The organism is Streptomyces endocoffeicus, from assembly GCF_016741935.1.
GTDB lineage: Bacteria > Actinomycetota > Actinomycetes > Streptomycetales > Streptomycetaceae > Streptomyces > Streptomyces endocoffeicus.
The window spans coordinates 51,247-77,305 of record NZ_JAERRG010000003.1 but is presented as its reverse complement, the minus strand read 5'-3'; the positions used below and the strand labels follow the sequence as shown (position 1 = coordinate 77,305).

The 26,059-nt window shown below is 71.1% G+C and carries 19 protein-coding genes; 14 read left to right on the top strand and 5 right to left on the bottom strand.

The window, feature by feature from the left end:
- Nucleotides 1-37: 37 nt before the first annotated feature.
- On the top strand, nt 38-715 hold the full coding sequence (locus JK364_RS10545) for a response regulator transcription factor (RefSeq protein WP_201849976.1): 678 nt from the start codon (nt 38-40) through the stop codon (nt 713-715).
- An 87-nt stretch (nt 716-802) separates the two neighbouring features.
- Nucleotides 803-2,167, top strand: coding sequence for a HAMP domain-containing sensor histidine kinase (locus JK364_RS10540; RefSeq protein WP_201849974.1), 1,365 nt, complete (start codon nt 803-805; stop codon nt 2,165-2,167).
- A gap of 190 nt (nt 2,168-2,357) precedes the next feature.
- On the opposite strand, the gene JK364_RS10535 is transcribed toward JK364_RS10540, so the two are convergent.
- Both JK364_RS10535 and JK364_RS10530 read right to left on the bottom strand, forming a co-directional pair.
- Complete coding sequence (locus tag JK364_RS10535; RefSeq protein WP_201849972.1) at nt 2,358-2,732, bottom strand: BlaI/MecI/CopY family transcriptional regulator; 375 nt, start codon at nt 2,730-2,732, stop codon at nt 2,358-2,360.
- Between the two features lie 98 nt (nt 2,733-2,830).
- Nucleotides 2,831-3,616 (bottom strand): ABC transporter permease, encoded by a 786-nt coding sequence (locus JK364_RS10530; protein ID WP_201850687.1) that lies wholly within the window; start codon nt 3,614-3,616, stop codon nt 2,831-2,833.
- Nucleotides 3,617-3,915: 299 nt separating this feature from the next.
- Here JK364_RS10530 and JK364_RS10525 point away from each other — a divergent pair, with 299 nt between their 5' ends.
- Complete coding sequence (locus JK364_RS10525; protein WP_230991751.1) at nt 3,916-4,269, top strand: hypothetical protein; 354 nt, start codon at nt 3,916-3,918, stop codon at nt 4,267-4,269.
- Here the strand turns inward: JK364_RS10525 and JK364_RS10520 are convergent.
- Entirely contained in the window at nt 4,256-5,209 is a 954-nt protein-coding gene (locus tag JK364_RS10520; RefSeq protein ID WP_201849970.1) for an alpha/beta fold hydrolase, read from the bottom strand. The two genes, JK364_RS10525 and JK364_RS10520, sit on opposite strands and share 14 nt — an antisense overlap.
- A 119-nt stretch (nt 5,210-5,328) precedes the next feature.
- On the opposite strand from JK364_RS10520, the gene JK364_RS10515 reads away from it, so the two are divergent.
- The gene (locus tag JK364_RS10515; protein WP_201849968.1) at nt 5,329-6,144 is read left to right on the top strand and encodes an IclR family transcriptional regulator; all 816 of its coding nucleotides are present in this window, start codon (nt 5,329-5,331) and stop codon (nt 6,142-6,144) included.
- Between the two features lie 9 nt (nt 6,145-6,153).
- Here JK364_RS10515 and JK364_RS10510 read toward each other — a convergent pair whose 3' ends face one another.
- Together JK364_RS10510 and JK364_RS10505 are read right to left on the bottom strand one after the other, a co-directional pair.
- Nucleotides 6,154-7,092, bottom strand: coding sequence for an endo-beta-N-acetylglucosaminidase H (locus JK364_RS10510; RefSeq protein ID WP_201849967.1), 939 nt, complete (start codon nt 7,090-7,092; stop codon nt 6,154-6,156).
- Between the two features lie 218 nt (nt 7,093-7,310).
- Entirely contained in the window at nt 7,311-9,341 is a 2,031-nt protein-coding gene (locus JK364_RS10505; RefSeq protein ID WP_201849965.1) for a glycoside hydrolase family 97 protein, read from the bottom strand.
- A 786-nt stretch (nt 9,342-10,127) separates the two neighbouring features.
- On the opposite strand from JK364_RS10505, the gene JK364_RS10500 reads away from it, so the two are divergent.
- The 10 genes from JK364_RS10500 to JK364_RS10455 all read left to right on the top strand — a co-directional run bounded on the left by JK364_RS10500 (nt 10,128) and on the right by JK364_RS10455 (nt 26,053).
- Entirely contained in the window at nt 10,128-11,606 is a 1,479-nt protein-coding gene (locus JK364_RS10500; RefSeq protein ID WP_201849963.1) for a sugar transferase, read from the top strand.
- Nucleotides 11,607-11,676: 70 nt separating this feature from the next.
- Nucleotides 11,677-12,993: a nucleotide sugar dehydrogenase gene (locus JK364_RS10495; protein ID WP_201849961.1), complete on the top strand. Its 1,317-nt coding sequence runs from the start codon at nt 11,677-11,679 to the stop codon at nt 12,991-12,993.
- Complete coding sequence (locus JK364_RS10490) at nt 12,983-14,248, top strand: glycosyltransferase family 4 protein (RefSeq protein WP_201849952.1); 1,266 nt, start codon at nt 12,983-12,985, stop codon at nt 14,246-14,248. The genes JK364_RS10495 and JK364_RS10490 overlap by 11 nt, the downstream gene beginning before the upstream one ends.
- Nucleotides 14,245-15,642, top strand: coding sequence for a Wzz/FepE/Etk N-terminal domain-containing protein (locus tag JK364_RS10485; RefSeq protein WP_201849950.1), 1,398 nt, complete (start codon nt 14,245-14,247; stop codon nt 15,640-15,642). The genes JK364_RS10490 and JK364_RS10485 overlap by 4 nt, the downstream gene beginning before the upstream one ends.
- Nucleotides 15,639-17,159 (top strand): Wzz/FepE/Etk N-terminal domain-containing protein, encoded by a 1,521-nt coding sequence (locus tag JK364_RS10480; protein WP_201849949.1) that lies wholly within the window; start codon nt 15,639-15,641, stop codon nt 17,157-17,159. The genes JK364_RS10485 and JK364_RS10480 overlap by 4 nt, the downstream gene beginning before the upstream one ends.
- 3 nt (nt 17,160-17,162) lie before the next feature.
- Complete coding sequence (gene asnB / locus JK364_RS10475; protein WP_201849947.1) at nt 17,163-19,097, top strand: asparagine synthase (glutamine-hydrolyzing); 1,935 nt, start codon at nt 17,163-17,165, stop codon at nt 19,095-19,097.
- Between the two features lie 17 nt (nt 19,098-19,114).
- Nucleotides 19,115-21,319, top strand: coding sequence for a bi-domain-containing oxidoreductase (locus JK364_RS10470; protein WP_201849945.1), 2,205 nt, complete (start codon nt 19,115-19,117; stop codon nt 21,317-21,319).
- Entirely contained in the window at nt 21,316-23,274 is a 1,959-nt protein-coding gene (locus tag JK364_RS10465; protein ID WP_201849943.1) for an alginate lyase family protein, read from the top strand. The genes JK364_RS10470 and JK364_RS10465 overlap by 4 nt, the downstream gene beginning before the upstream one ends.
- Nucleotides 23,275-23,283: 9 nt before the next feature.
- On the top strand, nt 23,284-24,819 hold the full coding sequence (locus JK364_RS10460) for a right-handed parallel beta-helix repeat-containing protein (RefSeq protein ID WP_201849942.1): 1,536 nt from the start codon (nt 23,284-23,286) through the stop codon (nt 24,817-24,819).
- A gap of 1 nt (nt 24,820) precedes the next feature.
- The gene (locus JK364_RS10455; protein ID WP_201849941.1) at nt 24,821-26,053 is read left to right on the top strand and encodes an O-antigen ligase family protein; all 1,233 of its coding nucleotides are present in this window, start codon (nt 24,821-24,823) and stop codon (nt 26,051-26,053) included.
- Nucleotides 26,054-26,059 lie beyond the last annotated feature (6 nt).

Sequence of the window (26,059 nt, the reverse complement as noted above, 5' to 3'; positions counted from 1 at the left end):
CGGCCGAGCCGTCGGTACGGTCATGGGGTGATGTCGCATGCGGGTGCTGGTTGTCGAGGACGAGCAGAACATCGCCGCCGCCGTGGACCGCGGACTGCGCGCCGAGGGGTTCAGTGTGGACATCGCCGAGGACGGCGAGAAGGCCCTCGGCCTGATCAGGCACAACGGCTACGCGGTGATCGTGCTCGACCTGATGCTGCCGGGCCGCAACGGCTATGACGTCTGCCGGACCCTGCGCGCCGCGGGCATCACCACCCCCGTGCTCATCCTGACCGCCAAGGACGGGGAGTACGACGAGGCGGACGCTCTCGACCTCGGCGCGGACGACTATCTGACGAAGCCGTTCTCGTTCGTGGTGCTGCTGGCCCATATCCGCGCGCTGCTGCGCCGCACCGCCCCACAGCGGTCGCCGGTACTCCGTGCGGGTGATCTCTGGCTGGATCCTGCCGCCCACCGATGCGGCCGGGGCGACGAGCGTCTGGATCTGACACCGCGCGAGTTCGGACTGCTGGAGTTCATGCTGCGCCACCCCGACACGGTGGTGAGCAAGACGGATCTGCTCGCGGAAGTCTGGGACACCTGGTTCGAGGGCGACCCCAACATCGTCGAGGTCTATGTCGGCTACCTCCGGCGCAAGATCGACACCCCCTTCGGACGGTCCGCCATCGAGACCGTACGCGGCATCGGCTACCGGCTGGACGCGAAGGGCGGCTGAGTGTCCCGGCGCCTTCCCCTTCGGCCTCCGGCATCCGGCCGGCCGCGGCGGGTCACCCGGAAGCTGAGCCTGCGGACCCGGGTCACCATGTGGGCCACGCTGGTCGTCGCGATCGCGATGGTCGCGGCCGGCCTCGGCCTGCTGTTCGGTCTCCAGCAGTCCATGTGGCGCGACCGGGACAGCACCGGCCACCAGCGGCTGGCCGACGTCACCTCCCTCATCCAGCACGACCGGCTGGGCTCCCTCATCCCCTCCAACGGCGGGGACGCGGATGTCGTGGAAGTGCTCAACACCCATGGGAAGGTGCGGGCCAGCTCCGACTTCGACACGCGCCCGGGCAGTCCCAGCGGCTTCCCGACCCCCCTCCCCCGGCAGGTGCTCGCGGGGCACCCCACCACCCTCCGTAATCTCAGCATCGGAGACGGGGGCGACTTCCGCGTGCTGGCCCGGCCGATCCGCGTCGACGGCCGCCCCTCCACCATCGTCGTGGGGGTGTCCCTGGCCCAGGCCGAGCACACCCTGTCCAGCCTGACCACCGGCCTGGCGATCGGGGTGCCCGCGCTGACCGCGCTGGTGGCGTGGACGATCTCGCTCACCGCCGGCCGCACCCTGCGCCCGGTGGAGACCCTGCGCCGCCAGGCCGCCGACATCACCGCGACCGATCTGCACCGCCGCCTGGACCTGCCCGCCTGCCAGGACGAGATCCACGCGCTCGGCGTCACCCTCAACGACATGCTCACCCGCCTCGACGACGCCTCCGCCGCACAGCGCCGCTTCATCGCCGACGCCGCGCACGAACTGCGCAGCCCGCTGACGGCCCTGCGGGCCCAGCTCGAGGTCATGTCCAGCTACCCCGACCCCGACCGGGACCCGCGGATGGCCGCCGCCCTGCTGGAGGACACGGTACGGCTGCACGATCTGGTCGAGGGGCTGCTGGCACTGGCCCGCAGTGAGGATCCCGCCCGGCCGAGGTCACAGGCCGCGCCCAGCATCGACCTGGACGAGGTGGTCCTGACCGAAGTCCGCAGGCAGCGCTCCCTGGCCGGGGCGGACATCGACGCCCGAGGCGTCTCGGGCGGACGGGTGCGGGGCGACGCCGAGGCACTGCGCCGCGTCATACGCAACCTGCTGGACAACGCCCGCCGCCACGCCACCCAGCGGGTACGGGTGACCCTGGGCGAACGCGGAGGCACCGTCGAACTCACCGTCAGCGACGACGGATCGGGCATCCCGGCCGCAGACCGGCTGCGGATCTTCGAGCGCTTCACCCGCCTCGACGAGGCACGGTCCCGCGAGGCCGGCGGCTCGGGCCTCGGCCTCGCCATCGTCAGCAAGGTCGTCACCGCCCACGGCGGCACCGTCCACGCCGACCAAGACCCCGCCCCGGACGCCGGCGGCCTCGGCGGGGCGCGCCTGGTGATCCGCCTGCCGGGCGTGCCCCCGCCCGGCTGATCCGCCGAATCGCCTTCGCTGCCGGCTTTCGGTCGCCCACCGCGCGGGCGGCCGCTTCGTCGGCCCAGCGTTAGGTGGGCTCGTCCAGCGTTCCCAGGGAGAAGTCGGCGACTGAGGCGACCGGGTTAAGTCGGAGGAGGCCGAGCAAGGCCGGCGCGCCCGGGGCGGCGGTGCTGGAGCAGGCGAGCTCTCAGGTCTCCTCGTCGCCGTCCAGCAGCGCGCGGAGTATCTCTTCGTCCTCGGGACTGAGGTCGGAGACGAATCGGGCCAGGATGCCGCCGCGGTCTTCGCCGCGTTCGAGTTCGGCGTGCATGCGGCGGGCATGGAGGCCGGAGCTGTCGGCGATGGGGGTGTAGGCGTATCCGCGTCCCTGGCGGGCGCGGTCGACCATCCCCTTTTCGTGGAGCCGGGTCAGGATGGTCGTCACTGTCGTACGTGCCAAGTCCGCGTCGAGGATTTCCCGGACCTCTCCGGGAGTGAGGGGCCGACCCGCGGCCCACAGCGCCGCCAGGACACCGGCTTCCAGCTCACCGGCCGGTCGGCGGTCGCCGTGCTGCTCAGTCATGGCGTTCATTTTCGCAGACGGCCGTCTACAGCCGCGTAGTCCGATGCCGTCTACCGGCCCAGTAGCCGATCAGGGTGATGCGGAAGCCGACGCGGATGTCAGGTGGCATGCGCCGCAGGACGGAACAGACGATGCCGAGCGATGAGTTCGACGGTCACGGCAACGGCAATGGCCTGCACCGCCATCAGGGCGATCAGGACAAACAGCTGAACGGCCCCGGCCATAAGCGGACTCGCCCCGCCCAGGAGCATGCCCACAAACGCCCCGGGAAGCGTCACCAGCCCGACCGTGCGCGTCTGATCCAGCCCCGGCAGCAACGCGTCGGACGCGACCGGCCGTGCGATCTCCATCCGCGCATCCCGCTCGAGGAAACCCAGAGCCATCGCCGCCTCGACCTCACCGCGCCGAAGTTCCAGCTCGTCGAGGGCGCGTCGGCCCGCGAGCACCGTTACCGTCAGGGCGCCGCCGATGAGGATGCCGCTGATGGGGATGAGCGCAAGGCCCTTCGCGGGCACCAGTCCCGTCAGCAGCAGCGCGGCCACCGTGGGGACGACGCCGGCGGCGATCGGTGCGGCGGTCAGCCACCAGGTGCGGTTGGTGGTCAGCCGTCGGCCCGCCGTGCGCACGGCGACGCTGAACATCACGACCAGGAACGCCGCCAGACCCGCCAAGCTGGTGACCGCCCAGGTGATGACCACGGACACGGCAGCGAGCTGCGCTGCCGCGCGCAGTCCCGCGATCACGATCTCCCGCGGACGGTTGGCGGAGGGATCGGGGGACAGACGAAACCAGTAGGCGACCCCCGCGGCCACGGCCAGCAGCACCGTCAACAGCACGCCGAGGGTGAGGTTGACCGGCAGTAGGGATCTCGCGCTCAGCGTCACCTGCCTCACCGTAAATGCCGCCAGCAGCACACGACAGCCCGTCACGCGTTCCGCGTGCCCCCGCGACCACCCGGTATGGGCAACTCGGTCCGACGAGCTGTCCTCCTCGGGACCGTCTCTTGACTTCGGACACCTGCTCCGCCGACGTGGTCGCGAAGCACCACGCGCCGGCGCGCGTCGGCGACACGGCTGCCGCGAAACGACCTGGTGTTCCACGAGACGGTCGATCCGAGTCTCGTGATCGCCGAATTCCGCTCGACGGGCACCGCACGGCCGACCGGCAAGCCGTACGACCAGACGTGCGTCTCCGTTGCCTGCCGCCGGGCCTCGTCGCGCACTCGCCGGCGTCGGGCGGGGCCGGGCTGACGTCCGAGGCGGCCTCGGACGCGGCGCGCGACGCCTACGCCGCGCTCGTCGCGGACCGGACCATCCTGCGTTTCCTCATGCACGCGAGCTGCGCCGCCGGCGAGCCGCTGGTAGGACAGGCCGTGCGGCGGTGCTACGCCAAGCAGGTGGACACCGTTCGACGGCTGCTGGGCGACGACGAGGCCGTGCGGCACTGGTTCGGCGCCGGAATGCTCGACAACGTGGTCGCCGTGCTGGGTCTGGCCGACATCGATGAGCCGTGGGCGCGGGTCCTCACCGCTCGATGACCGGCAGCGTGGACGCCCAGTCGGTGAGGAGCTTCGCGTACCGCGGCGGGTCGGACTCGTGCATCATGTGCAGCGCGTCCGGCGCCGAGTGGTAGTCGGCCTTCACCCCGGCCGACTCCATCAGTTTGACGGCGTACGCGGCCTGCTCGTCGGACAGTGCTCCGAGCAGCTCTCCCGTGTCCGGGTCGATGGACCGGGTGTGGTGGGTGACCAGCACGGGCGTCTTGACCTGCCGGAGCATCCGATCGTGCGGACAGTTGAGGGCGACGGTCCCCTCGTGGAACGCCCGCGCCCACTCGGGGTCGTACTCCTTGAGGTTCTGCGGCGGTTCCTCGTGCCTCCCGTAAAGCCGCGTGAAGGTCCGCATCATCCTGGACGGGGACTTCTTGACGGCCTCGGTATAGCCGGGCCAGTCGTTGACGCACCATTGGTCGCCGAGGTAGGTGCTGTACAACTGGAACATCGGCGCGGCGCCCTGGCGGATCGAGTGCCCGATGACCGGGTCCGACTCGGAGGCGAACAACGGCGCGTCCTCGAGGAGCGCGCCCCGGATCTGGCCGGGCATGGCGTACGCCGACAGCCATGCGGCCAGAACGCCGCCCGAGGAGTTGCCCGCGACGACGACCGGGCGCTTGACGACCAGGGCGATGAACCGGACCAGGTCGTTGCCGAAATTGTCGAGGCTGTACCGCTTGGGCGTCCATGTGCTGCGCCCCTGGCCGCGCAGGTCGACGGCGTAGACGTGGAAGTCCCGGGACAGGAGGCCCATCGCCTCCTCGTACCCCCACCACGACCCGGTCTGCTCGGGGACCAGGAGCAGCGCCGGCTTGTCCGGCGACCCGGCCTCGGCGTAGTTCATGCTCACCTCGCCGAGGTCGACCTGCCGCTCGGGGTACGCGTGCGGGACGAAGACGTCACGGGACGCGGGGTTGCTCGCCATTGCTCCTCTTTCGTGCCTGCGGGCGGATTCCGTGGCCCAGCGCCGGGCCAGTGCCACGCAGTAGGTGATCAGGCCGCTAGGATCCATCCCGTGACCGCCGCCACGCACTGCCCGTTTCGATGAGTGGTACGGCGGATCACACGCGGCGCTCGGGACGCCCCGCGCACGGGGAGCCCATTCTGGAGCGGGCGTTCAAGGTCCTGGGCGCGTTCGCCGACGCGGGAGAGAGCCTGCCGCTCAAGACGCTCGCGTCCCGCGCCGGCCTCCCCAAGAGCACCACCTCGAGGATCGCCGCGCAGTTGGTCGGGGTGGGGGCTCTCGAGCGCCTGGAGAACGGCGAGTTCGTCGTGGGGCTGCAGCTGCTGGAGATCGCGACGCTCGCTCCCCGCGGCCACGGCCTGCGTGCCGCCGCGCTGCCGTTGATGGAGGATCTGCACCGCGTGACGCGTCAGCACATCCTCCTCGCCGTTCGTGACGGCCATGAGGCGGTGCTCGTGGAGCGCCTGTCGGCGCACGGAGCGGCCGCCGTGAAGTACCGCGTAGGCGGACGGCTTCCGCTGGACACCACGGGAATCGGCATCGCCCTGCTGGCCTACGCGACGGAACAGGTGCGCGAGGACGTGCTCGCCAAGGCCGCGGCCCCGGACCGGGTACGCCAGTTGATGGCCATGACCCGGTCCGAGGGCGTATGCGCGGCGGCCGTGCCCAACCCGGTGGACGACGGTCCGGCCACGATGTCGACGGTCGCCGCACCCATCCTCGACGGTGCCGGCGCGGCGCTGGGCGCGGTCTCGCTGGTCGCTCCGGACGAAGCGGGCACTCAGGTCGCCTCTCGCATCGCACTGCGTACGGCAAGTCTGGCGATCTCGCGAGCGCTCGAGGCCACACCCGCGTCAGCACGACAGGCGACAACTGGTCGGCGATATGCCGATTAGGCGGTCGCCTTACGGCGTGTAGACGGCGTCACTTCCGTACAGTTCCCTGGTGAACGCGGAGACATCGGCGCTGCGATTGGCGCCGTCGAGGTTGTACGTCAGATAGACGCCGTACCCCTCGCTGACGGTGCGGCGGGCGAGACTGGCGACGGTGCTCTGCGAGGTCCGGCCGATCTCGACAGCCGCCGGCGACAGCTTCGACTTGGGCAGTGCCACGCCGGGAACCTGCCAGCTGCCGTAGTACGGGTTCCAGGCGTAGTCGAACTTGGACGAGATATCGACGCCGCCGTAGGAGAGGCGCGACGCGGCCGGGCCGATGTTGTAGAGGCTGATGATCTTGTCCGGCATGTTCGCGCGCAGCGCCGTCACCAGGTGCACGAACGAGCTGTCATTGGGCTGGCCCGTGCCGTTGTTGCCGTACTCCGCGTACTCGTCGTCGAAGTCGATGCCGTCGAGGCCGTACTTGGCCACGGTGTCCGACAGTTTCTTCGCGAACGCCGAAGCCGCTTGCTGGGAGGGGAAGTTGGCGAAGCCCGCGCCCTGATGGTTGCCGAGCACCGAGAGGACGACCTTGATGCCCTTCTGCTGCAACGGCCGTATCTCCGTGGCGGCGTTGTCGAGGACGCGCTGCACATTCTCGTTGAAGTGCAGATACGCCGCCTTCGTACCCGTGTCGTAGTTGATGTTCGCCGCGAAGACCACGGCGACGTCGAAGACGTTGCCGCCGCCGTTGGCGAGGGTGTACTTGCCGACGTTGCGCATGCTGTTGTTGTTCACCTCGACGTACGCCACCGAGGTCGGCCCCTGTTTCGCGGGAGCCGGAGCGGGGGCGGGGGCCGCTGCCGCGCCGGTCGTGGCGGTCGCGGCGGTCCCGCCGAAGGCGAGGGCCGCGACCGCCGAGAGCGTGAACACGGCCGTCCGTAATCTGCTCCGTACCAGTGTGAACATCGTTGACCGGTCTCCCCTCGCATGGGTCGGCGCCCGACCTGTTCGAAAGCGCCGAGTGAGCTCTCCAAGTCTTCCGCTCCCGTGGCCGGATCCCGAGAATCGCGTGCGAACTCTTCACGACTCCCACGCACCTCACGCCGCACCCCGGCACCCCGGCACCCCGGCACCCCGGCACCCCGGCACCCCGGCACCCGGGCAACGCACGGCACACGCGACGGTCAGGAACGCGCGCGGCGGAAGCGGATCGCGGTGCCTCCACCGGCGACGAGTTTCAGCCGCAGTACGGTGGACGCTCGCACCGTCTCGGTCCGGACGTCGATCGGCAGCGGGTTGTCGTGCCAGCTGGTGTCCGCGGCGTCGCCGTAGATCTCGGCTCGGTACCGGCCCCGCCCCAGGAACCGCAGCGGCAGCCTCAGTGTCCGGTCGTGCTCGTCGGTGATGGCGCCGAGATACCAGGTGTGGCCCTTGCGGCGGGCGACCACCGTGTAGTCGCCGATCACGCAGTCCAGGAAACGGGTCTCGTCCCAGCTGGCGGGCATGTCCTTGAGGTAGGCGAATCCGGGGTGGGAGTGGTAGTTCTCCGGGGTGTCGGCAAGCATCTGCAGCGGGCTGAAGAACACCGAGTACAACGCGAGCTGTGTGGCCGAGGTCGTCTGTACGCGGGTACCGAGTCCGGCCGGGTCCCAGGTCACGTTGAGTACGCCCGGGGTGTAGTCGGCCGGCCCGCCCATGAACCTGGTGAAGGGAAGGATCGTGGCCTGCTCCGGCGGGTTGCCGAGCCGGCCCATGTAGTGGTGCTGCTCCATGCCGGCGACGCCCTCGCCGGTCATCATGTTCGGGTAGGTGCGCGCCAGCCCGGTCGGCTTGATTGCCTCGTGCGCGATGATCATGATCTGGTGGCGGGCCGCCGTCTCGATGACACGCTGGTAGTGACGCACCGCTTCCTGGTCGAAGTGGCTGCGGTTCACCCCGCCCAGCACGAACTTGGTGGCGTAGCCGGTCTTGACCGAGTGGATGCCCAGTTCCGCGTATCGCGCGAAGATCGTTTCCAGATGCTGCTCGTAGTAGTCGACGAAGCCGCGGGTCTCGTTGTGCGCGGTGAACCCGACGCCGCCTGCCCGTGCGTAGCGCAGCACCTCGGCCAGGTCGAAGTCGGCCCGCGGGGTGAGGAAGTCCTGGCCGGCCCAGCTGCCGCCGGCGTTGGTGTTCCAGCCCTCGGCGAGTACGGAGCTCGCGCCCGCCTCCCGGGCGAGGTCGATGTAGCGTTTGACCCGCTCGGTCGTGGCGCCGTGCCGCGGTCCCTCGGTCCAGGTCGTGTGCCGCCGCTGCAGTTCCCACCAGACACCGACGTACGTGCCGGGCGAGATCCACGACGTGTCCGTGAGCGCGCACGGCTCGTTGAGGTTCTCGATCAGATGCGATTCGGCGAGATCGCCGGGTCGGCCGCCGATGACCAGCGTGCGCCATGGGGTGGAGAATTCGCCCCCGAGGTGGGCCTTCGCACCGTCGGGAAGGCTGATCAGTTCGCTGGTGAAGGTGCCGGGCCGGTTACCGTCGGCGGCGAGGGTCATGCTCGGATAGTCGATCAGCGCCGCCTCGTGCACCACGATGTACTCACCACTCCGGGTGGCCAGCGACAGCGGGGTCTGGGCGGTTTTCACGTCCGCCAGCGGGGCCTGCCGGTAGTGCCGTTCATCGGCGTTCCAGTCCGTACCCGCCGCCAGCGACCAACTCGTGGCGGTCGGTGGCAAGGAGAACTCGGTCCGCTCGGCGGTCACGGTGTAGTGGTCGAGGCCGGCTTGGGCCGGCAGACGGTAGCGGAAGCCGACGCCGTCGTCGAAGACCCGGACGATCAGGTCCAGCCGTAGCCCGGTCGCCGGTTGCACGGTCCGCAGTACGCACTCCCGTGCATGGTTGCGGACGAGCGCGTCGGGCCCCCACACCGGCCGCCATCTCTCGTCTATGGTCCTGCGCCGCACGGATTCCAGCACCAGTCCGGCGGTGAGCGAGGGCCGGTCGGCCAGGTCGAGCCCCAGCCCGGAGGAGGGCACCAGGACCGTTCCGTGCCGTGCGACCTGGTAGCGCAGCCGTCCGTCCGCCACCCGCACGGTCATCCGCAGCCGGCCGTTCGGCGAGGCGATCGTGACGTGGTCGGGCGGCGCGGCGGAGGCGGGTGCGGCGAGCGCCCCGGTGAGTACCGCGCCGGCGGTGGCGCCGACGACGACACGACGGCTGGGGACATTGGCCATGTCACGCTCCATCAAGGGTGGTTGGCGGCAGACCTGGACGGTGCCCCTGCTCCGGAGCCGGTCGGGCGTGCGGGCGTGCGGGCGGTCGGGCGTGCGCGAGCCGTGGGCGCTGTCACGTTGTTGCAACGTTGTAACAAGCGCTTTCTGCGGACGTCAACCCTTCGGCGGACAGCAGTGACCCGCGCAGCGGCGCCGAGGCCCACACCGCGCCCACCCCGACCGGCACCACAGCCGAGTGTGCAGAAGTCGCCCTGAAATCGCCCCTCGTGCGACCCGGTGCCGGCGGCCCGAAAAACGCCCGTCATCACAGGTCACACGGCATGCCTCCGCCCTCAAACCCCCCGCGGGCAGTCACCGCCCGGTGGATCCGGCTTCAAACTTTGAGCACATATTGCACACAACTCTTCTTCAGACGGGCCCCGGTGTTCTAGATTGACCCGTGCTTCATTTGTTTGGACACGAGCGACAAATAATGATCTACAGGCCTTCTCGGAGCCCGGGTAGGGCCTTGGGTGTGGGGACACCCGAGGTTTCGACGGGTTCCCGCGCACCTCGAAAGCCTGGCAGGACATGCGAGTCCGCTCCCATGTGAGTGGAGTGTCCAAGTAGCGCTGCAATATCCGGGATGCCATCCGCCGGGGGGCGGGGACCTCCCGAGGGGAGGAACAGCGCGGCGCGGGAGGCGGGGGCCTCCCGAGGGGAGGACAGTGCGGGAGGCGGGGGCCTCCCGGGGGGAGGAACAGTGTTAGGCGAACACGTCGAACCACTGGGGACCTGGGGGGTTCCGTGCGGCGAGGGGGATTAGCCAGCCCGTTTCCGTCAGAGCGCGGGCGTCTGGCGGATGGGGCGATCGGTCGGCCCGCGCACGACTGGGAGCAGCGGTACCGCCGTACCGTGATCACCAGCGATACCGTGGCCACCGCCTGCGTGGTGGCGGCCATCGGCAACTTCTTCGGGGCCCGGGACGCGGCCAACTGGCACGAGAAATGGGGAATTCTCGCATTCGGCACCGAACTGCTGGTGCTGGGAACTCTTGCGGTGAGCCGGTCATGGGCTCCGGCCGTGCTCGGCCAGGGCGCCGAGGAATTCCGCCGGCTCGGACGCTCACTGTTCACGGCGACGGTCGTCCTGGCGCTCGGCGGGATCGCCCTGACCTCGCGCAACATCAAGCTCTGGATCTTCGTCGCGATCCCCGCGATCGCGCTCGTCACCATGACCGCGCGGTATGTGCTCCGCCTCTGGCTGCACAAACAGCGCAAGGAAGGGCGGTGTCTGAGGCCGGTGCTCGCTGCCGGGAGCCCGGCCACCGTGCGCGATCTGATCACCCGGACCCGCAAGTTCCCGCACCTCGGCTGGCGGGTGGAGGCGGTGTGCACGACGGACGGTCGCGGGCTCGAGGGTGACCGAGTGGACGAAGTGCCGGTCGTCGGCCGGCTGGGGGACGTCGCCAAGCACGTCCGCCACGACGGCTACCGTGTCGTCGCGGTCACACCGGACCCGCACTGGTCACCGGACCGGCTGCAGCGGCTGGCCTGGAACCTCGAGGGCAGCGATGCCGAGATGGTCGTGGCCCCGGTGCTGATGGAGGTGGCCGGCCCGCGGCTGCACGTCGACGCGGTGCTCGGGATCCCGCTGCTGCGGGTCAGCATGCCGACCTTCACCGGGGGCCGCCGGGCGATCAAAGGGGTCGTCGACCGGGTGGGCGCGGCGGTCCTGCTGGTGCTGTTCGCGCCGCTGATGGTGCTCGTCGGGCTGCTCGTGCTGGTGGACAGTCGGGGTGGGGCGTTCTACCGCCAGCGCAGAGTGGGCAAGGACGGCCGCGAGTTCACCATCGTCAAGTTCCGCACCATGGTCTCCGGGGCCCACGGGGCACGTGCGGAGCTGGCCGACCGCAACGAGGGCGCGGGCCTGCTGTTCAAGCTCCGCCGGGATCCGCGGGTGACCCGGGTGGGAGCAGTGCTGCGCCGGTACTCGCTCGACGAGCTCCCGCAGCTCTTCAACGTGCTCACCGGATCGATGTCGCTCGTCGGACCGCGGCCTCCGCTACCGGAGGAGTCCGCGGCGTACGGCCCGGACATCCGGCGGCGGCTGCTGGTCAAGCCCGGGCTCACCGGTCTGTGGCAGATCAGCGGACGCAGCGACCTGCCGTGGGAGGAGGCGGTCCGCCTCGACCTGCGGTACGTGGAGGACTGGTCGCTCGCCCTGGACACGGTGATCTTGTGGAAGACGCTGCGTGCGGTGCTCCACGGGCAGGGGGCGTACTGATGCGCGGAGGTCGTCCGACCGGCGCGCGGACCGCAGGCCGCAAGGGCCTGCCTGGGGGGAGAGACGGGTCATGAGAGTCAGCGTTTTCGGGCTCGGCTACGTGGGCTGCGTATCGGCCGCGTGCCTGGCGAACCTGGGCCACGAGGTCATCGGGGTGGACGTCAACCAGGTGAAGGTCGACCTGGTCAACGACGGCAAGGCCCCGGTGGTCGAGGAGCGGATCGGCGAGCTCATCGCCGAGGTCGTGCGGACCGGGGCGTTACGCGCCACCGGCGACGTCCGTGAGGCGATCAAGAACAGCGAGGTGTCGCTGGTCTGCGTGGGCACGCCGTCGGAGCCCAACGGCAGCCTGTGCACCACGTATCTGGAGCGGGTCACCGAGCAGATCGGCGCCGCGCTGGCCGAGCGCGGCGGCCGGCAGACCGTCGTGTTCCGCAGCACCATGCTCCCGGGCACCTGTCTGAACCTGCTGGTGCCGATCCTGGAGAAGAACGTCGGCGGCACGGCCGGGGTGGACTTCGGGGTCGCGGTCAACCCGGAGTTCCTGCGCGAGGGCACCAGCGTGCGGGACTTCTTCGACCCGCCCAAGACCGTCATCGGCGAGCTCGACCCGGCGAGCGGCGACGCGGTGACGGCGCTGTACGAGGGCCTGCCCGGCGAGGTGTTCCGGGTGCCGGTCCCGACGGCCGAGGCGATCAAATACGCGGACAACGCGTTCCACGGCCTCAAGATCGGCTTCGCGAACGAGCTGGGCGCGGTGTGCCAGGCGCTCGGGGTGGACTCGCACCAGGTGATGGACGTGTTCCTGGCCGACCGCAAGCTGAACATCAGCCCCGCCTACTTGCGGCCCGGCTTCGCCTTCGGTGGCTCCTGCCTGCCCAAGGACCTGCGCAGCCTGGTCCACGCGGCGCAGCGGGCCGATGTCTCGGTGCCGATTCTCGCCCATGTACTGCCCTCCAACTCCGAACATCTGCAACGCGCGGTGGACCTGGTCGAGCGCACCGGCAAGCGCCGGATAGGCATGTTCGGGCTGTCCTTCAAACCCGGCACCGACGACCTCCGCGAGAGCCCGCTCGTCGAGCTCGCGGAGCGGCTCTTCGGCAAGGGTTACGACCTGCGGATCTACGACGCCAATGTGAACCTCTCCCGGCTGATCGGCGCGAACCGCGAGTACATCGAGAACCGGCTGCCGCACCTCGCGCAGCTGCTCACGGACTCCGTCGGCAAGGTGCTCGAGCACGCCGAGGTGTGCCTGGTCGGGACCAGGGATCCGGCCGTGCTGTCGGCGCTGCCCCAGGGCGACGGCCCGGTGCTCGTCGATCTCATCCGCCTTCCCGACGCCGAGGCGCGCCGGGCCGAACCGGGGTACATGGGCCTTGCTTGGTAATGCGATCAGTGGTGACGGGTCGGGCCGGCGCGCGCTGATCCTGGTGGAGAACCTGTCGGTGCCGTTCGACCGGCGGGTGTGGCAGGAGTGCACGACGCTGCGCGACGCGGGCTGGGAGGTGCACGTCATCTGTCCCCGGGGGAGCAAGCGGGACACGGAGCCGGAGGCGGTGATCGACGGGGTGCGGATCCACCGCTACCCGTTGCGCGCGGCCACCGGAGGGCCGGCCGGCTATCTGCGGGAGTACGGATCGGCGCTGTGGCACACGGCCCGGTTGGCCCGCAAGGTCGGCCCGGTCGACGTGGTCCACGCCTGCAACCCGCCCGACCTGCTGTTCCTGCCGGCGCTGTGGCTGAAGCGGCGCGGCGCGCGGTTCGTCTTCGACCAGCACGACCTGGTACCCGAGCTGTATCTCTCCCGGTTCGACCGCGGTGAGGATCTGCTCTACCGCGCCGTGTGCGCGCTGGAACGGCGGACCTACCGGGCCGCGGACATCGTGCTCGCCACGAACGAGAGTTACCGGGACGTCGCACTGCGCCGTGGCGGCCGGCGGCCGGAGGATGTGTTCGTGGTGCGCAGCGCGCCCGCGATCGAGCGGTTCCAACCGGTGCCGCCCGAGCCGGAGTTGAAGCACGGCAAGCCCCATCTGCTGTGCTACCTCGGCGTCATGGGCCCCCAGGACGGCGTCGACTACGCCCTGCGGGCCCTCGCGAAGCTGCGCGACGAGCTCGGACGGACCGACTGGTATGCGGTGTTCGTCGGCGCCGGCGACGCCTTCGACGCGATGGTGGAGCTGTCCCGGCGGCTCGGGCTCTCCGAGCAGGTGCGGTTCACCGGCCGCGTCCCGGACGCCGACCTGGTGCGCTACCTGTCCACCGCGGACGTGTGCCTCTCCCCCGACCCGCGCAATCCGCTCAACGACGTGTCGACCATGAACAAGGTCCTGGAGTACATGGCGATGGGCCGGCCGATCGTCTCGTTCGACCTGAAGGAGGCGCGCGTCTCCGCCGGTGACGCCGCCGTCTACGCGCCCGCCAACGACGAGGCCGAGTTCGCGGGGCTCATCGCGCTGCTCCTCGACGATCCGGAGAAGCGGGCCCGGATGGGCAAGCTCGGCCAGGAGCGGATCGGCGGGCCGCTCTCCTGGCGGAACTCGCAAGCGTCGCTGCTCGCCGCCTACGCCGCCGCCTGCCGCGACCACGCTCCGGTGGCGGCGGGCGGCCCGGACCGGGCGGGGAGGAGGCCGCACCGTTGAGCGATGACACGATACGCCTGGTCACGATCGGGCGGATTATCCGTCGGCGCTGGCGGCTGCTCACCGTCCTCGCCGTGGTGGGGGCGCTCGTCGGCTACGGCACCTCGCTGCTGTTTCCGCCGCGCTACACGACGTCGGCGTCGGTACTGCTGCCGGGGGCGTGGGAGGAGCGCGAGCTGCTGACCCAGGCGGAGATCGCGACCAGTTCGGTGGTGGTCGACCGCGCGGCCGCCACGCTCGGCTGGACCGGGGTCAGCGGCAGTGAGCTGCGGGACCGGGTGAGCGCCAAGGCCACCGACGGGAACATCATCAAGATCTCGGGTACGGCCGACACCCCGGAGCGCGCGCAGCGCCTCGCCGACCAGGTGGCCCAGCAGTTCGTCGCCTTCGCCGCGCGGCTCGCGGGCGACGACACCGAGTCCGCGGCGTCGACCGGGCCCGAGGCGCTGCGGAAGATGGTGGTGCAGACCAGCCGCCGCATCACCGAGCTGGCCGACGCTGCCGATCCGGGGCGGACCGTGGAGAGCGTGCAGGGCCGCACCGAGCTCGAGAAGCTGCGCATCGCGCTGCAGGAGGCCGTGAAAAAGCTGGACGAGGCCGACCCGGTGACCAACAAGTCCAACATGGTCGTCATGGGGCAGGCGGCCCGGCCGGCCGGCGAGGCACCGCCGACGAGGACGCAGCTCATCGTCGCCGGAGCGCTGCTGTTCTTCCTGCTCGCGGTCATCGGCCAGCTCACCGCCGCACGGATGAGTCGCCGGCTGCGCACCGAACCGGAGATCGCCGCGGCGCTGGGCTCGGCGCTGCTGGGTACCGTCGACGTACCCGGTGAACGGCCCGCGCACCGGCCGGAAGGCAGTGGCCCGCGGGCCCGGTTCCGCCGACTGCTCGGCCTCGACGTCCGGTGGGACATACCGACGCCGCGGGCGTCCGGCGACGAGGCCGGCAGGCTGATCCGCTACCGGCGGGTGTGCGCCCGCCTCCGGGACCGGCTGCCGGCCCCCCGGCGGCTGCTGGTGGTTGTGCCCGAAGGCGACGAGATCGCCCGCCGGGCCGCCGAGCAGCTCGTCGCCGAGTCCAGGGGCGATCGTTCCCCCACCTCTTCGGGCAGCGGATACCCCGTGCTGCGGGTGGTGGAAGTCTCGGTGTCCCAGCCGCTGGTGCCGGACCGCGGCACCGAGTCCGGTGCCCTGGTCGTGCTCAGCGCGGGGAGCTGGACCGCGGACGAGCTCACCGGCATCGCCGAGGCGTGCGCGGACGGCAAGCACGAGGTCGTCGGCATCGTCGTCGCCGGCGCGGTCCGGGCCCGTACGAAGCGGTCGGCCGGCCACCCCCCGGATGACGCCGCTCCGGCGCTCGCGGTTCCCGGCCACGCGGCGGGAGGTGCGGGGTGACGACGAGCACGACTTCGGAGTCGTCGGCGGCCGCTCCGCTGTTCGACCTGCAAGGGCTGGTGGTGGCGGTGCGCAGGCGCCGCCGCCTCTGGTGCTCCATGGCTCTGCTGGGGCTGCTGGTCGGCGCGGCGATGGCGGTCCTGATGCCGCCACCGCCGACCGCGGTGACCAAAGTGCTGGTCGCGCATCAGGAGGACCAGCCGAACGACACCGGAACGCTGATCCGCACCGATGTCGCGCTGCTGGGGACCTCGCGGATCGCCGGCCAGGCCCTGCGATCCCTCAAGTCCCGGGAAAAACCGGAAGACTTCATGCGGGACTACCGGGGTACCGGCTTGACCAACAACCTGCTGCGGATCGATGTGACAGGTGCCAGCGACGCGGAAGCGGTGGCCCGGGCCAAGGCGCTGGCCGACGCGTTCGTCGCGGACCATGTGAGGCGGATGCGGGAGACCGCGAAAGCCGAGTCCAAGGCCCTGCTCGACCAGCGTGACCGCGTGCGGGACGAACTCACCAAGGTCAACAAGGCGATCGGAGACCGATCGCCGGGCAGCGACCCGGAAGCGTCGGCGAGCACCGAGTCGCTCTTCGCCCGCCGGGCCGAGCTCAACTCGCGGATCGCCGATTTCGACCAGCGCGCCGCGGAGGCCCGCACCGGTACGCCCCGGATCATCGCCGGCACGCAGATCGTGGACGCCCCTCGCGTGGTGCCGCAGTCCCTGCCCAGGGCCGCCGCCACCAACGCCGCGATCGGGCTCGTCCTCGGGCTCGCCCTCGGGCTCGCGGTGGCCGCGGTCGGCACGGTGGTGGCGGACCGCCCGGTGCTGCGCCGGGAGATCGCGGCGAACCTGGGCGCCTCGGTCATCGCGGAGCTGCCCCGCCGGTCGGGGAAGCCGTGGCAGCGCCGACGGACCCGTGCGGCGCGGGAACGCCTCACCACGACCCTTTCCCGCACCGTGCGCGGCTCCGCGGAACCGGTGTCGCTGCTGGAACTGGGCTGTGCGCGCGGCACGAGCGTGATCGCCCTGGACCTCGCCAGGGCACTGGCGGCAGAGGGGCCAGTGGTGATCATCGATGGTCTGCCCGGCCCGCAGCTGGCGAGCCGCCGCCCGAAGCCAGGAGACCCGGCCGTGGTCAGCGGCGAGCATGCCGCGGCCATGTCGCGTCAGGAGCGCCGGCTCGGCGTCGGCTCGGTCGCGCCCGGCACCGCGTGGACCGACCTCCAGTACCTCGGTACCCGGACCGTGCTCGTCGTGCGTGCCGGGCACGGCAGCGCCGCCTGGCTGCACACCGTGGCGCGGCAGCTCGCGGACCAGCGCATTCCGGTGATCGGGGTGGTGCTGATCGACCCCGATCCGCGTGACCGGACCGACGGCACGCTGTGGGACGGGCTGCACATCGCGCTGCGCGGCCAGAGCGAGCGGCTGGCCCGGCGGCATGAGACGGGCCAACTACGGACGGAGCGACCGCCGATGTGGGCCGCGCGAGTCCCGGACAGCGACCAGGAGGCACGGTAGGACATGTGCGGCATCGCAGGCACGTACCGATGGCCGGACGGGAAGGCCGTGACCGACCGGCTCACCGATACCCTCGCCCACCGCGGTCCGGACGGGACGGGCCGGTACAGCCACCCCGTCGGCGACGGCGAAGTGCACCTCGGGCACCGCCGGCTCGCCATCATCGACCTGTCCGGGACCGGCGCCCAGCCGATGGTCTCGGACGGCCTCGTCCTGACGTACAACGGCGAGCTGTACAACGCGCCCGAGCTGCGCGCCGAACTGGCGGCCGCCGGGGTGCGCTTCCGCGGTACCTCCGACACCGAGGTGCTGCTGGAGGCCTGGCGGCGCTGGGGCACGGGCTGCCTGCCCCGGCTGCGCGGCATGTTCGCGTTCGGGATCTTCGACGAGCGCACCGGTGATCTGGTGCTCGCCCGCGACCAGCTCGGCATCAAGCCGCTGTTCCTGCTCCGGCGCGGCGGGGGTCTGGTGTTCGCCTCCGAACTCAAGGCGCTCGCCGCCGTGACCGGCGGGTCGCTGGAGGTGGACCATGCGGCGCTGGTGGCCTCGCTGCTGTACTACTGGGTGCCGGATTCGCGCTGCGCGTTCCGCGAAGCGGAGAAGCTGCCGCCCGGGAGCTGGCTGAGGTGCCGGCCCGACGGCCGGGTGGAGCGCGGCCGGTTCTGGAACCTGAAGGACGTCGCCGCCGAGGGCCGGGAGCGGGCCCAAAGCGGCGAGCGGCCGGACCTCGCCGCCATCGTCGAGGAGTCGACTCGGCAGCATCTGCTCTCCGACGTACCCGTGGCGACCTTCCTCTCCGGCGGTCTTGACTCCAGCTATCTGACCGCGCTGGCGGCCCGCCACCAACCCGGGATCTCCGCGTACACGATCGGGTTCCGCGCCGAGGACGCCAAGTTCGAGGCCATGCCGGACGACCTGCGCTACGCCCGGCGGGTGGCCGAGCGGTTCGGCGTCGACCTGCATGAGATCGAGATCGCGCCCAACGTGCTCGACCTGCTGCCGCGGATGACGTACCACCTGGACGAGCCGATCGGCGACCCCGCCGCGATCAACACGTTCCTGATCTGCTCGGCCGCCCGGGAGGCCGGGGTCAAGGTGATGCTCTCGGGGATGGGTGCCGACGAGCTGTTCGCCGGTTACCGCAAGCACCTGGCCAACCTGATCGCGCTGCGCTACCAGCGCGTCCCGCGGCCCCTGCGGCGCGGGGTGTCCAGGGCCGTGGACCGGCTGCCGGTGGCCACGGCCCGCCGGGGGTACCGGTCGGTGCGCTTCGCGAAGCGGTTCCTCTCCTTCGCCGATCTGCCGGAGGAGACCGCGTTCCGGCGCAGCTACACCATGTACGACCGGGACGAGCTGCTCGCGTTGATCGATCCGGACCTGGTCGGCACGGTCGAGGACGTGCTGACCGAGCATGCGGATGTCTACCAGGACAACGACCTCGACGACTTCGTCAACCGCATGTGCCTGGGCGACGCCCGGATGTTCCTGCCGGGCCTGAACCTCACGTACACGGACCGGTCGAGCATGGCCGCGTCGACCGAGGTGCGGGTGCCGTATGTGGACGTCGAGGTGGTCAAGGCGGCGTTCGCCGTGCCCGGTGACCGCAAGATCGTCGGACGGCAGGGGAAGGCCGTCCTCAAGGAGGCGGCCACCTCGATTCTGCCCCGGGAGATCGTGTACCGGCCCAAGGGCCTGTTCAGCGCCCCGTTGCGGGCCTGGATGAGCCGGGATCTGGCACCGCTGGTGCGCGAGGTGGTGGACGACGGCGTGCTCGTCCGTTCCGGGTTCCTGCGCCGCGACGCGCTGGCGCGGATGGTCGCCGAGGACGCCGCCGGGCAGCGGGACTTCTCCAAGCATCTGTGGCATGTGCTGACCCTCGAGTACTGGTACCGCGGCGCGACCTCCGGGTCCGGCCAGAACTCCCCCTTCACGGCGTAGAGACAAGAGGACTTCGGGTGAAACAGGTTGTGCAGAACTACAAGAGCGGCGAGCTGGCGCTGCTCGACGTGCCGGTGCCGGGGTGCAAGCCGGGGGGTGTGCTGGTCCGCAGCGCCTACTCGCTGATATCCACCGGGACCGAGCTCATGAAGGTGTCCGAGGCCGGCATGTCGATGCTGGGCAAGGCCCGCTCCCGGCCCGATCAGGTGGCCAAGGTCGTGCAGAGCGTGGCCACCAACGGATTGCCCGCCACCTACCGCAAGGTGATGGGCAAGCTGGACTCCTACACGCCGCTCGGCTACTCGCTGTGCGGAGTGGTCGAGCAGGTCGGCGCCGGGATCGACGATGTGAAGGTCGGCGACCTGGTGGCCTGCGCCGGCAATGAGCACGCGCTGCACGCCGAGCTGAACTGGGTGCCGAAGAACCTCTACGCCCGGGTGCCGGACGGCCTCGAGCCGCGGCACGCGGCCTTCGGCACCGTCGGGTCGATCGCGTTGCAGGGGGTCCGCCAGGGCGAGTCACGGCTCGGCGAAGTGGCGCTGGTCATCGGCCTCGGGCTGATCGGGCAGCTGGTGGTGCAGCTGCTCGCCGCCTCGGGAGTCCGTGTCGTCGGGGCCGACCCCGACCCGGTGCGCTGTGAGCTCGCCGAGCGCCTGGGCGCGGCGGCCTGCGGCGATCCCGCGTCCGCGGCCGTGGAAGCCGCCGTCGCCGAGCTCACCGGCGGCCTGGGCGTGGACCAGGTGTATCTGGCCGCCGGTGGCGGCAGTAACCAGCCCGTCGAGCTGGCCGCCCGACTGAGCCGGGACCGCGGCCGGGTCGTCGACATCGGCAAGTGCCGCCTGGACCTGCCGTGGAACGCGTACTACGAGAAGGAGCTCGACGTCCGGTTCTCCCGCAGTTATGGCCCCGGGCGCTACGACCCGGAGTACGAGCTCGAGGGGCGGGACTACCCGATCGGCTACGTGCGCTGGACCGAGCGCCGCAACCTGGCGTGTTTCCTCGATCTCCTCGCCCGCGGCAGTGTCGACGTGGAGCCCCTGGTCTCCCACATCGCCGACTTCGACGACGCCGTCGAGACGTACCGGCGCCTGAAGGACGGCGACCTGAAGGCCGTGGCGGTGCTGTTCCGGTATCCCGGGCACCCCGGCCACGCCGTGGAAACGGGGTCCCCGGCGGTGGCCGTGCCCGCGGTGCGACGCGGCGGCGGAGTGTCCACTCCGGCCCGGTACGCCAACGCGTCGGTGCGGCTGGCGTTCGTCGGCGCGGGAAACTACGCGACGTCGATGCTGCTGCCGCACCTGGAACGGCGCGACGGCGTCGAGCTGGCCACGGTCGTCACCACTACGGCGCTGTCCGCGGCCAACGCGAAGCGGAAGTTCGGCTTCGCCGAGGCGACCACCGATCTCGACGCCGTGCTCGGCGACCCGTCCATCGACGCGGTGTTCGTGGTCACCCGGCACAGCTCGCACGCCGAACTGACCCAGAGGGCGCTGCGGGCCGGCAAGGCGGTGTTCGTGGAGAAGCCCCTGGCCCTCACCGAGGACGAGCTGGCCGGCGTGCTCGCGGCGGTGGAGGAGTCCGGCAACGACCGGCTGCAGGTGGGCTTCAACCGCCGGTTCGCGCCGCTGCTGCAGGAGGCCAGGAAGCGGTTCGGCGCCCGGACCGGTCCGGCGAACCTCCGCTACCTGGTCAACGCGGGCCGGCTCGACCACGGCAGCTGGTACCTCCAACAGGGCACCGAGGGCTCGCGGTTCGCCGGCGAGGGCGGGCACTTCATCGACACGGCGAGCTGGCTGCTCGATGCCGATCCGGTGTCGGTGTACGCGGTCGCCGCGTCCGGCAACGAGGACCTGCAAATCGTGCTGCGCTACCCGGACGGGTCCACCGCCACCCTCGCTTACGTCACCACCGGCTCGCCGGGCTTCCCCAAGGAGACGCTCGACCTGATCGCGGACGGCAAGGTGCTGCGGCTCGACGACTTCGTCCGTGCCTCGGTGTTTGTGGACAGGGGGGTCGGCCGCGACCGGTGGGTCAGTTCGCGGCTGCCCAAGGCCCGGGACAAGGGCCAGTCCGCCGAGCTGGCCGCGTTCGTCAAGGCCGTGCGGACCGGCGGGCCGATGCCGGTGCCGCTGGAGTCGCTGGTCGCCACCACGGCGGCCACCCTCGCCGTGCGGACCGGCCTGGCCGCCGGTGCGCCGGTGACGTTGGCGAGGGCGCGATGAACATGAGCGCGGGCTGGTACCTGCGGCGGCTGTCCCGGATGGGACCGCGGGAGGTCGGCGGCCGGGTGGGCGACGCGGTGCGCAGACGGCGGTGGCGGTCGGCGCGGCCGGACTGCCCGAGCGTGACCGGCGCCCGGTTCACCGCGGTACTGCCCGCGGGGACGATCGCCGCGGTGCCACCGGACGCCGCGAAACGTCTCATCGCCGAGGCGGACCGGCTGATGGCCGGGCACGCCGAGTACTTCGGGGTGGACCGCGACGACCTGGCCGACCCGGACTGGTGGTACGACCCGAAGACCGGGCGCCGGGCCCCGTCGGGCTACGCCTTCGACGTGCCGTACCGCGACGAGGACGCGGTCGGGGACATCAAGCAGATCTGGGAGCCGTCCCGGCATCAGTACCTCACCGTGCTCGCCGCCGCCTACGCGATCACCGGGAACGAGCGGTACGCCGAGCGAGTGGCCGAGCACCTGCGGTCGTGGTGGACGGCCAACGCGCCGCTGCGCGGGGTGCACTGGACCAGCGGCATCGAGCTGGGGATCCGGCTGCTGTCCTGGGTGTGGATCCGCCGGCTGCTCGACGGCTGGCCGGGCGTGGCCGGGCTGTTCGAGGGCAACCCGGTGGCGCTGAACCAGATCTGGCACCACCAGCGCTGGCTGGCCGCCTTCCCCAGCCGGGGGTCCTCGGCGAACAACCACGTCATCGCCGAGGCCGCCGGGCAGCTCGCCGCGGCCTGCGCGTTCGGCTGGTTCCCCGCCTCGGCGCGCTGGCGGTCCGACGCGCTGCGGTCGCTGGAGCGGCGGCTGCGAAGCAACACCTTCGGCTCCGGCCTCAACCGCGAGCTGGCCACCGAGTATCACGGACTGGTGCTGGAGCTCGGCCTGGCCGCGGTGGCCGAGGCGGATGCCGCCGGTGTGCCGGTCCCCGCGTCGGTCCGGCTGGTGCTGCTGCGGATGACCGACGCGCTCGCGGCCATCGTGGACGGCCGGCTACGGCCGCCGCGCCAGGGGGACGCCGACGACGGGCACGGTCTGGTCGTGGACGGCGCGGGCACCGACCGCTGGGCCTCGCTGCTGGCCACCGGGGACGCCGTGTTCGGCCGGCTCCCCTGGTGGCCGGTGGTGACCGGCACCGATGTGCGCACCCCGCTGCTGGCCGCGCTCATCCGGCCGTACGCGAAGGACGGCACCGCACCGGCCGCGCCCCGCCCGGCGAGCCGCCCGGCGCACTTCGCCGACGCGGGGATGACCATCCTGCGCGGCCCCGGAGAGATCTGGTGCCGCTGCGACGGTGGTCCGCACGGCTTCCTGTCCATCGCCGCGCACGCTCACGCGGACGCGCTGTCCGTGGAGGTCCGGCACGACGGGGTCGATGTGCTCGCCGACCCGGGGACGTACTGCTACCACGGGCAGCCCGAATGGCGGCAGTACTTCCGCTCGACCCTCGGCCACAACACCCTGCAGCTGGACGGCGGTGACCAGTCCGTCTCCGGCGGCCCGTTCCTGTGGACCCGGCATGCCCGCAGCCGGGTCCTGGCCGCCGACACATCGGGCGGGGGCGTGGCCCGCTGGTGTGCCGAGCACGACGGCTACCAGGGCTCCGTGCACCGCCGCCGGGTGGAGCTGACGGCCGCGGCCGAGGAGCTGAGGGTGGTTGACGAGGTGCGCGGCCCGCGCCGGGAGGTGCGCCTGGCGTTCCACCTCGGCCCGGCGATCGCCGCGGACCTGGTGGACAACCGGGCGGTGCTCACCTGGAACAGGGACGGCGAGGACCGCTCCGCGGTGCTCGACCTGCCCGGACAGCTGTCCTGGCGGGCACATCGCGGCGCAACCGGACCGCCGCTGGGCTGGTACTCCGCCGGCTTCGGACGCAAGGAACCCACCACCACACTGGTCGGCACCGGCTTAGCCGACGGCGCGCGGGGGTTCACCACCGTACTCAGGTTCCACGGCTAGGGGGTACGCGTGGTGATCAAGTGGCGGAACTGGGCGTTACCGGTGGCGGCGGCGGCGCTCGTCCTGCCGGCGGCGACCGGCTGTGAGAGCACGCCGGGCGCCCCGGCGGCGGAGCCGACCGCCGCGCCGTCCACGTCCGCGGCCCGGTCCGTGGCCCGGGCGTGCGCCAAGCCCGCGGCCGGGCCGGCGAAGGCACCGGCGGGCGCGGTGACGGTCGACCCCGCGGTGGTCGGTGACCTGGCGGCGAAGACCAAGAGCAACCCCCCGAACACCACGTTCTGGCTTCGACCGGGCAAGCACCGGCTCGACCCGGACCGCTATGCCCAGGTCATCCCCAAGAAGGGGAACCGCTACCTCGGCGCGCCGGGCGCGGTGCTCGACGGCCGGAAGAAGAACCAGTACGCGTTCGGCGGCACCGCCCGCGATGTCACCATCCGCCACCTGACCGTGCAACGTTTCGTGGCGCCGCCGGACGAGGGCGTGGTCAACCATGACTCGGCCGACGGGTGGGTGATCGAGCACGCGACGATCCAGGACAACTCCGGCGCCGGGCTGATGGCCGGTGCCCGCCAGCGAGTCCGCGCCAGCTGCCTGCGCGACAACGGCCAGTACGGCATGAACGCGTACAAGGCCAAAGGCCGTATCAGCGGCCTGGTGGTCGAGGACAACGAGATCGTGGGCAACAACACCGGCGACTGGGAGCGGCGGCGGGAGGGCTGCGGCTGCACCGGAGGCGTCAAGTTCTGGGCCGTCAACGGCGCCGACGTACGCGGCAACTGGGTGCACGACAACCGTGGAACCGGGTTGTGGGCGGACACCAACAACAACGACTTCCGCATCGAGAACAACGTGCTCGAGGACAACGACGGTGCCGCGCTGATCTACGAGACCAGCTACAACGCGGTCATCCGGAAGAACACGATCCGGCGGAACAACTGGGTCGAGGGCCGCAGGGAAGCCGACCGCGGCGACACCTTCCCTTACGCGACCGTCTACTTGTCCGAGTCCGGCGGCGAACCACGGATCAAAGCCCGCACCGACAAGATCGAGATCTACCGGAACGTGCTGGAGAACAACTGGTCCGGGATCACCCTGTGGGAAAACGCCGACCGGTTCTGCAACAGCCCGGCCAACACCTCGTCCGGCGACTGCACCTTGCTGGTCCGGCACACCGACAGCTGCGCGAAGCCGGCGATCGCCAAGCCACCGCTCTACGCCGACTGCCGGTGGAAGACCCAGCGGGTGGACATCCACGACAACCGCTTCGTGCTGGACACGTCCGTCGTCAAGTGCACGGTGAAGTGCGACCGGATGGCGGTGCTGGCCAACTACGGCACCTATCCGGACTGGTCGCCGTACCAGGGCGAAGGGGTGGCCGAGGAGATCACCCACAAGCAGCACAACCGCTGGCACGACAACGTCTACCTCGGACCGTGGCAATTCGTCGCCCACGACCCGAGCCGGGTGCTCGAGTTCGGGCAGTGGCAGGGCACGCCGTACCAGCAGGACGCGGGCAGCACCCTCCGCGCACGGGACGGTGGTTGAGATGGGCGGGGGTCACACACCGAAGGCCGTCGGGACCGTCTGGGGGCTGCTGGTCCTCAACACGCTCGGCTCCGCCGGGGCGAAGACCATCGTCCCGCTGCCCCGCTCCCTCATCCAGATGGTCACCATGGGCGCGCTGGTCGCCGCGTTCGCGCTGGCGCTCGCGGTCAATCTCCGGCTGCGCATCCGGGCCAGTGCGTACGTGTTCCTGCTCACCCTGCTGCTGCTGACGAGCGTGATCTCCAGCGCGCATCTGGAGTCCGGGTTCGGCGCGCTGTTCCGCTGCACCCGGCTGGCGCTCTTCGTCGGCACGCTGTGGCTGCTCAGCCGCTGGTGGGACGGCAGCCTGACATTCGTCCGGCACCACATCCGGATGTACTTCGCGGTGCTCGGGTCGGTGGCCGCCGGCCTGGTCGTCGCACCGGGCGCGGCCCTGCCCGACCTCTACGGCGGGCGGCTGGTCGGCGCGTTGTGGCCGCTCACCCCGCCGCAGATCGGACAGTACGCCGCGGTGATCATCGGGCTCACCGTGCTGCTCGTACTGGGCCGCCGGATCGACAGGGCCGGCGCGACGCTGGTCATCGTGCCGTCACTCGTCCTGCTCGCGCTGACCCATACCCGGACGGCCACGCTCGGCCTGTTCCTCGGCCTGGCGTTGGCGATCGGCTCGCTCCTCCTCACCAGCGCCGCGGCCCGCCGCTTCTTCACCTGGGCGGTGCTGTGCGCCACGGTGGCCGCGGTGGGGTTCGCCTCCGTGCTCCAGGCCTGGTTCCTGCGCGGACAGAGCAAGGAGAACTTCTCCAGCCTCACCGGCCGGGCCAAGGTCTGGGACGCCCTGCTGGCCGCGCCCCGGACGACCGGGGAGAAGTTGTTCGGCGTGGGCCTGGGCGACAAGTCGTTCGGCGGGCTGCCGATCGACAACAGCTGGCTGGCCGTCTACAACGAGCAGGGTCTGCTCGGCGTCACCTTTGTCGCGTTGATCATCATCGTGCTGGGCGGCGTCGCGCTGCTGCGGCCACCGTCGCTGCAGAGGGCCTGCGCGATCTTTCTGATCAGCTACTGCGCGATCGCGTCGTACACCGAGGCCGGTCTTGGCGACGCCTCGCCGTATCTGCTGCATCTGGCCCTGGCCGCCTCGCTGTTGGCGGCACCCGCCGCGGCCGCTCCGCTCGCCACGCCCGAACTCCCTCGACGACACATTCCGCGCTGGGCCCGGAGATCGGAGGTTCCTTGAGCATGC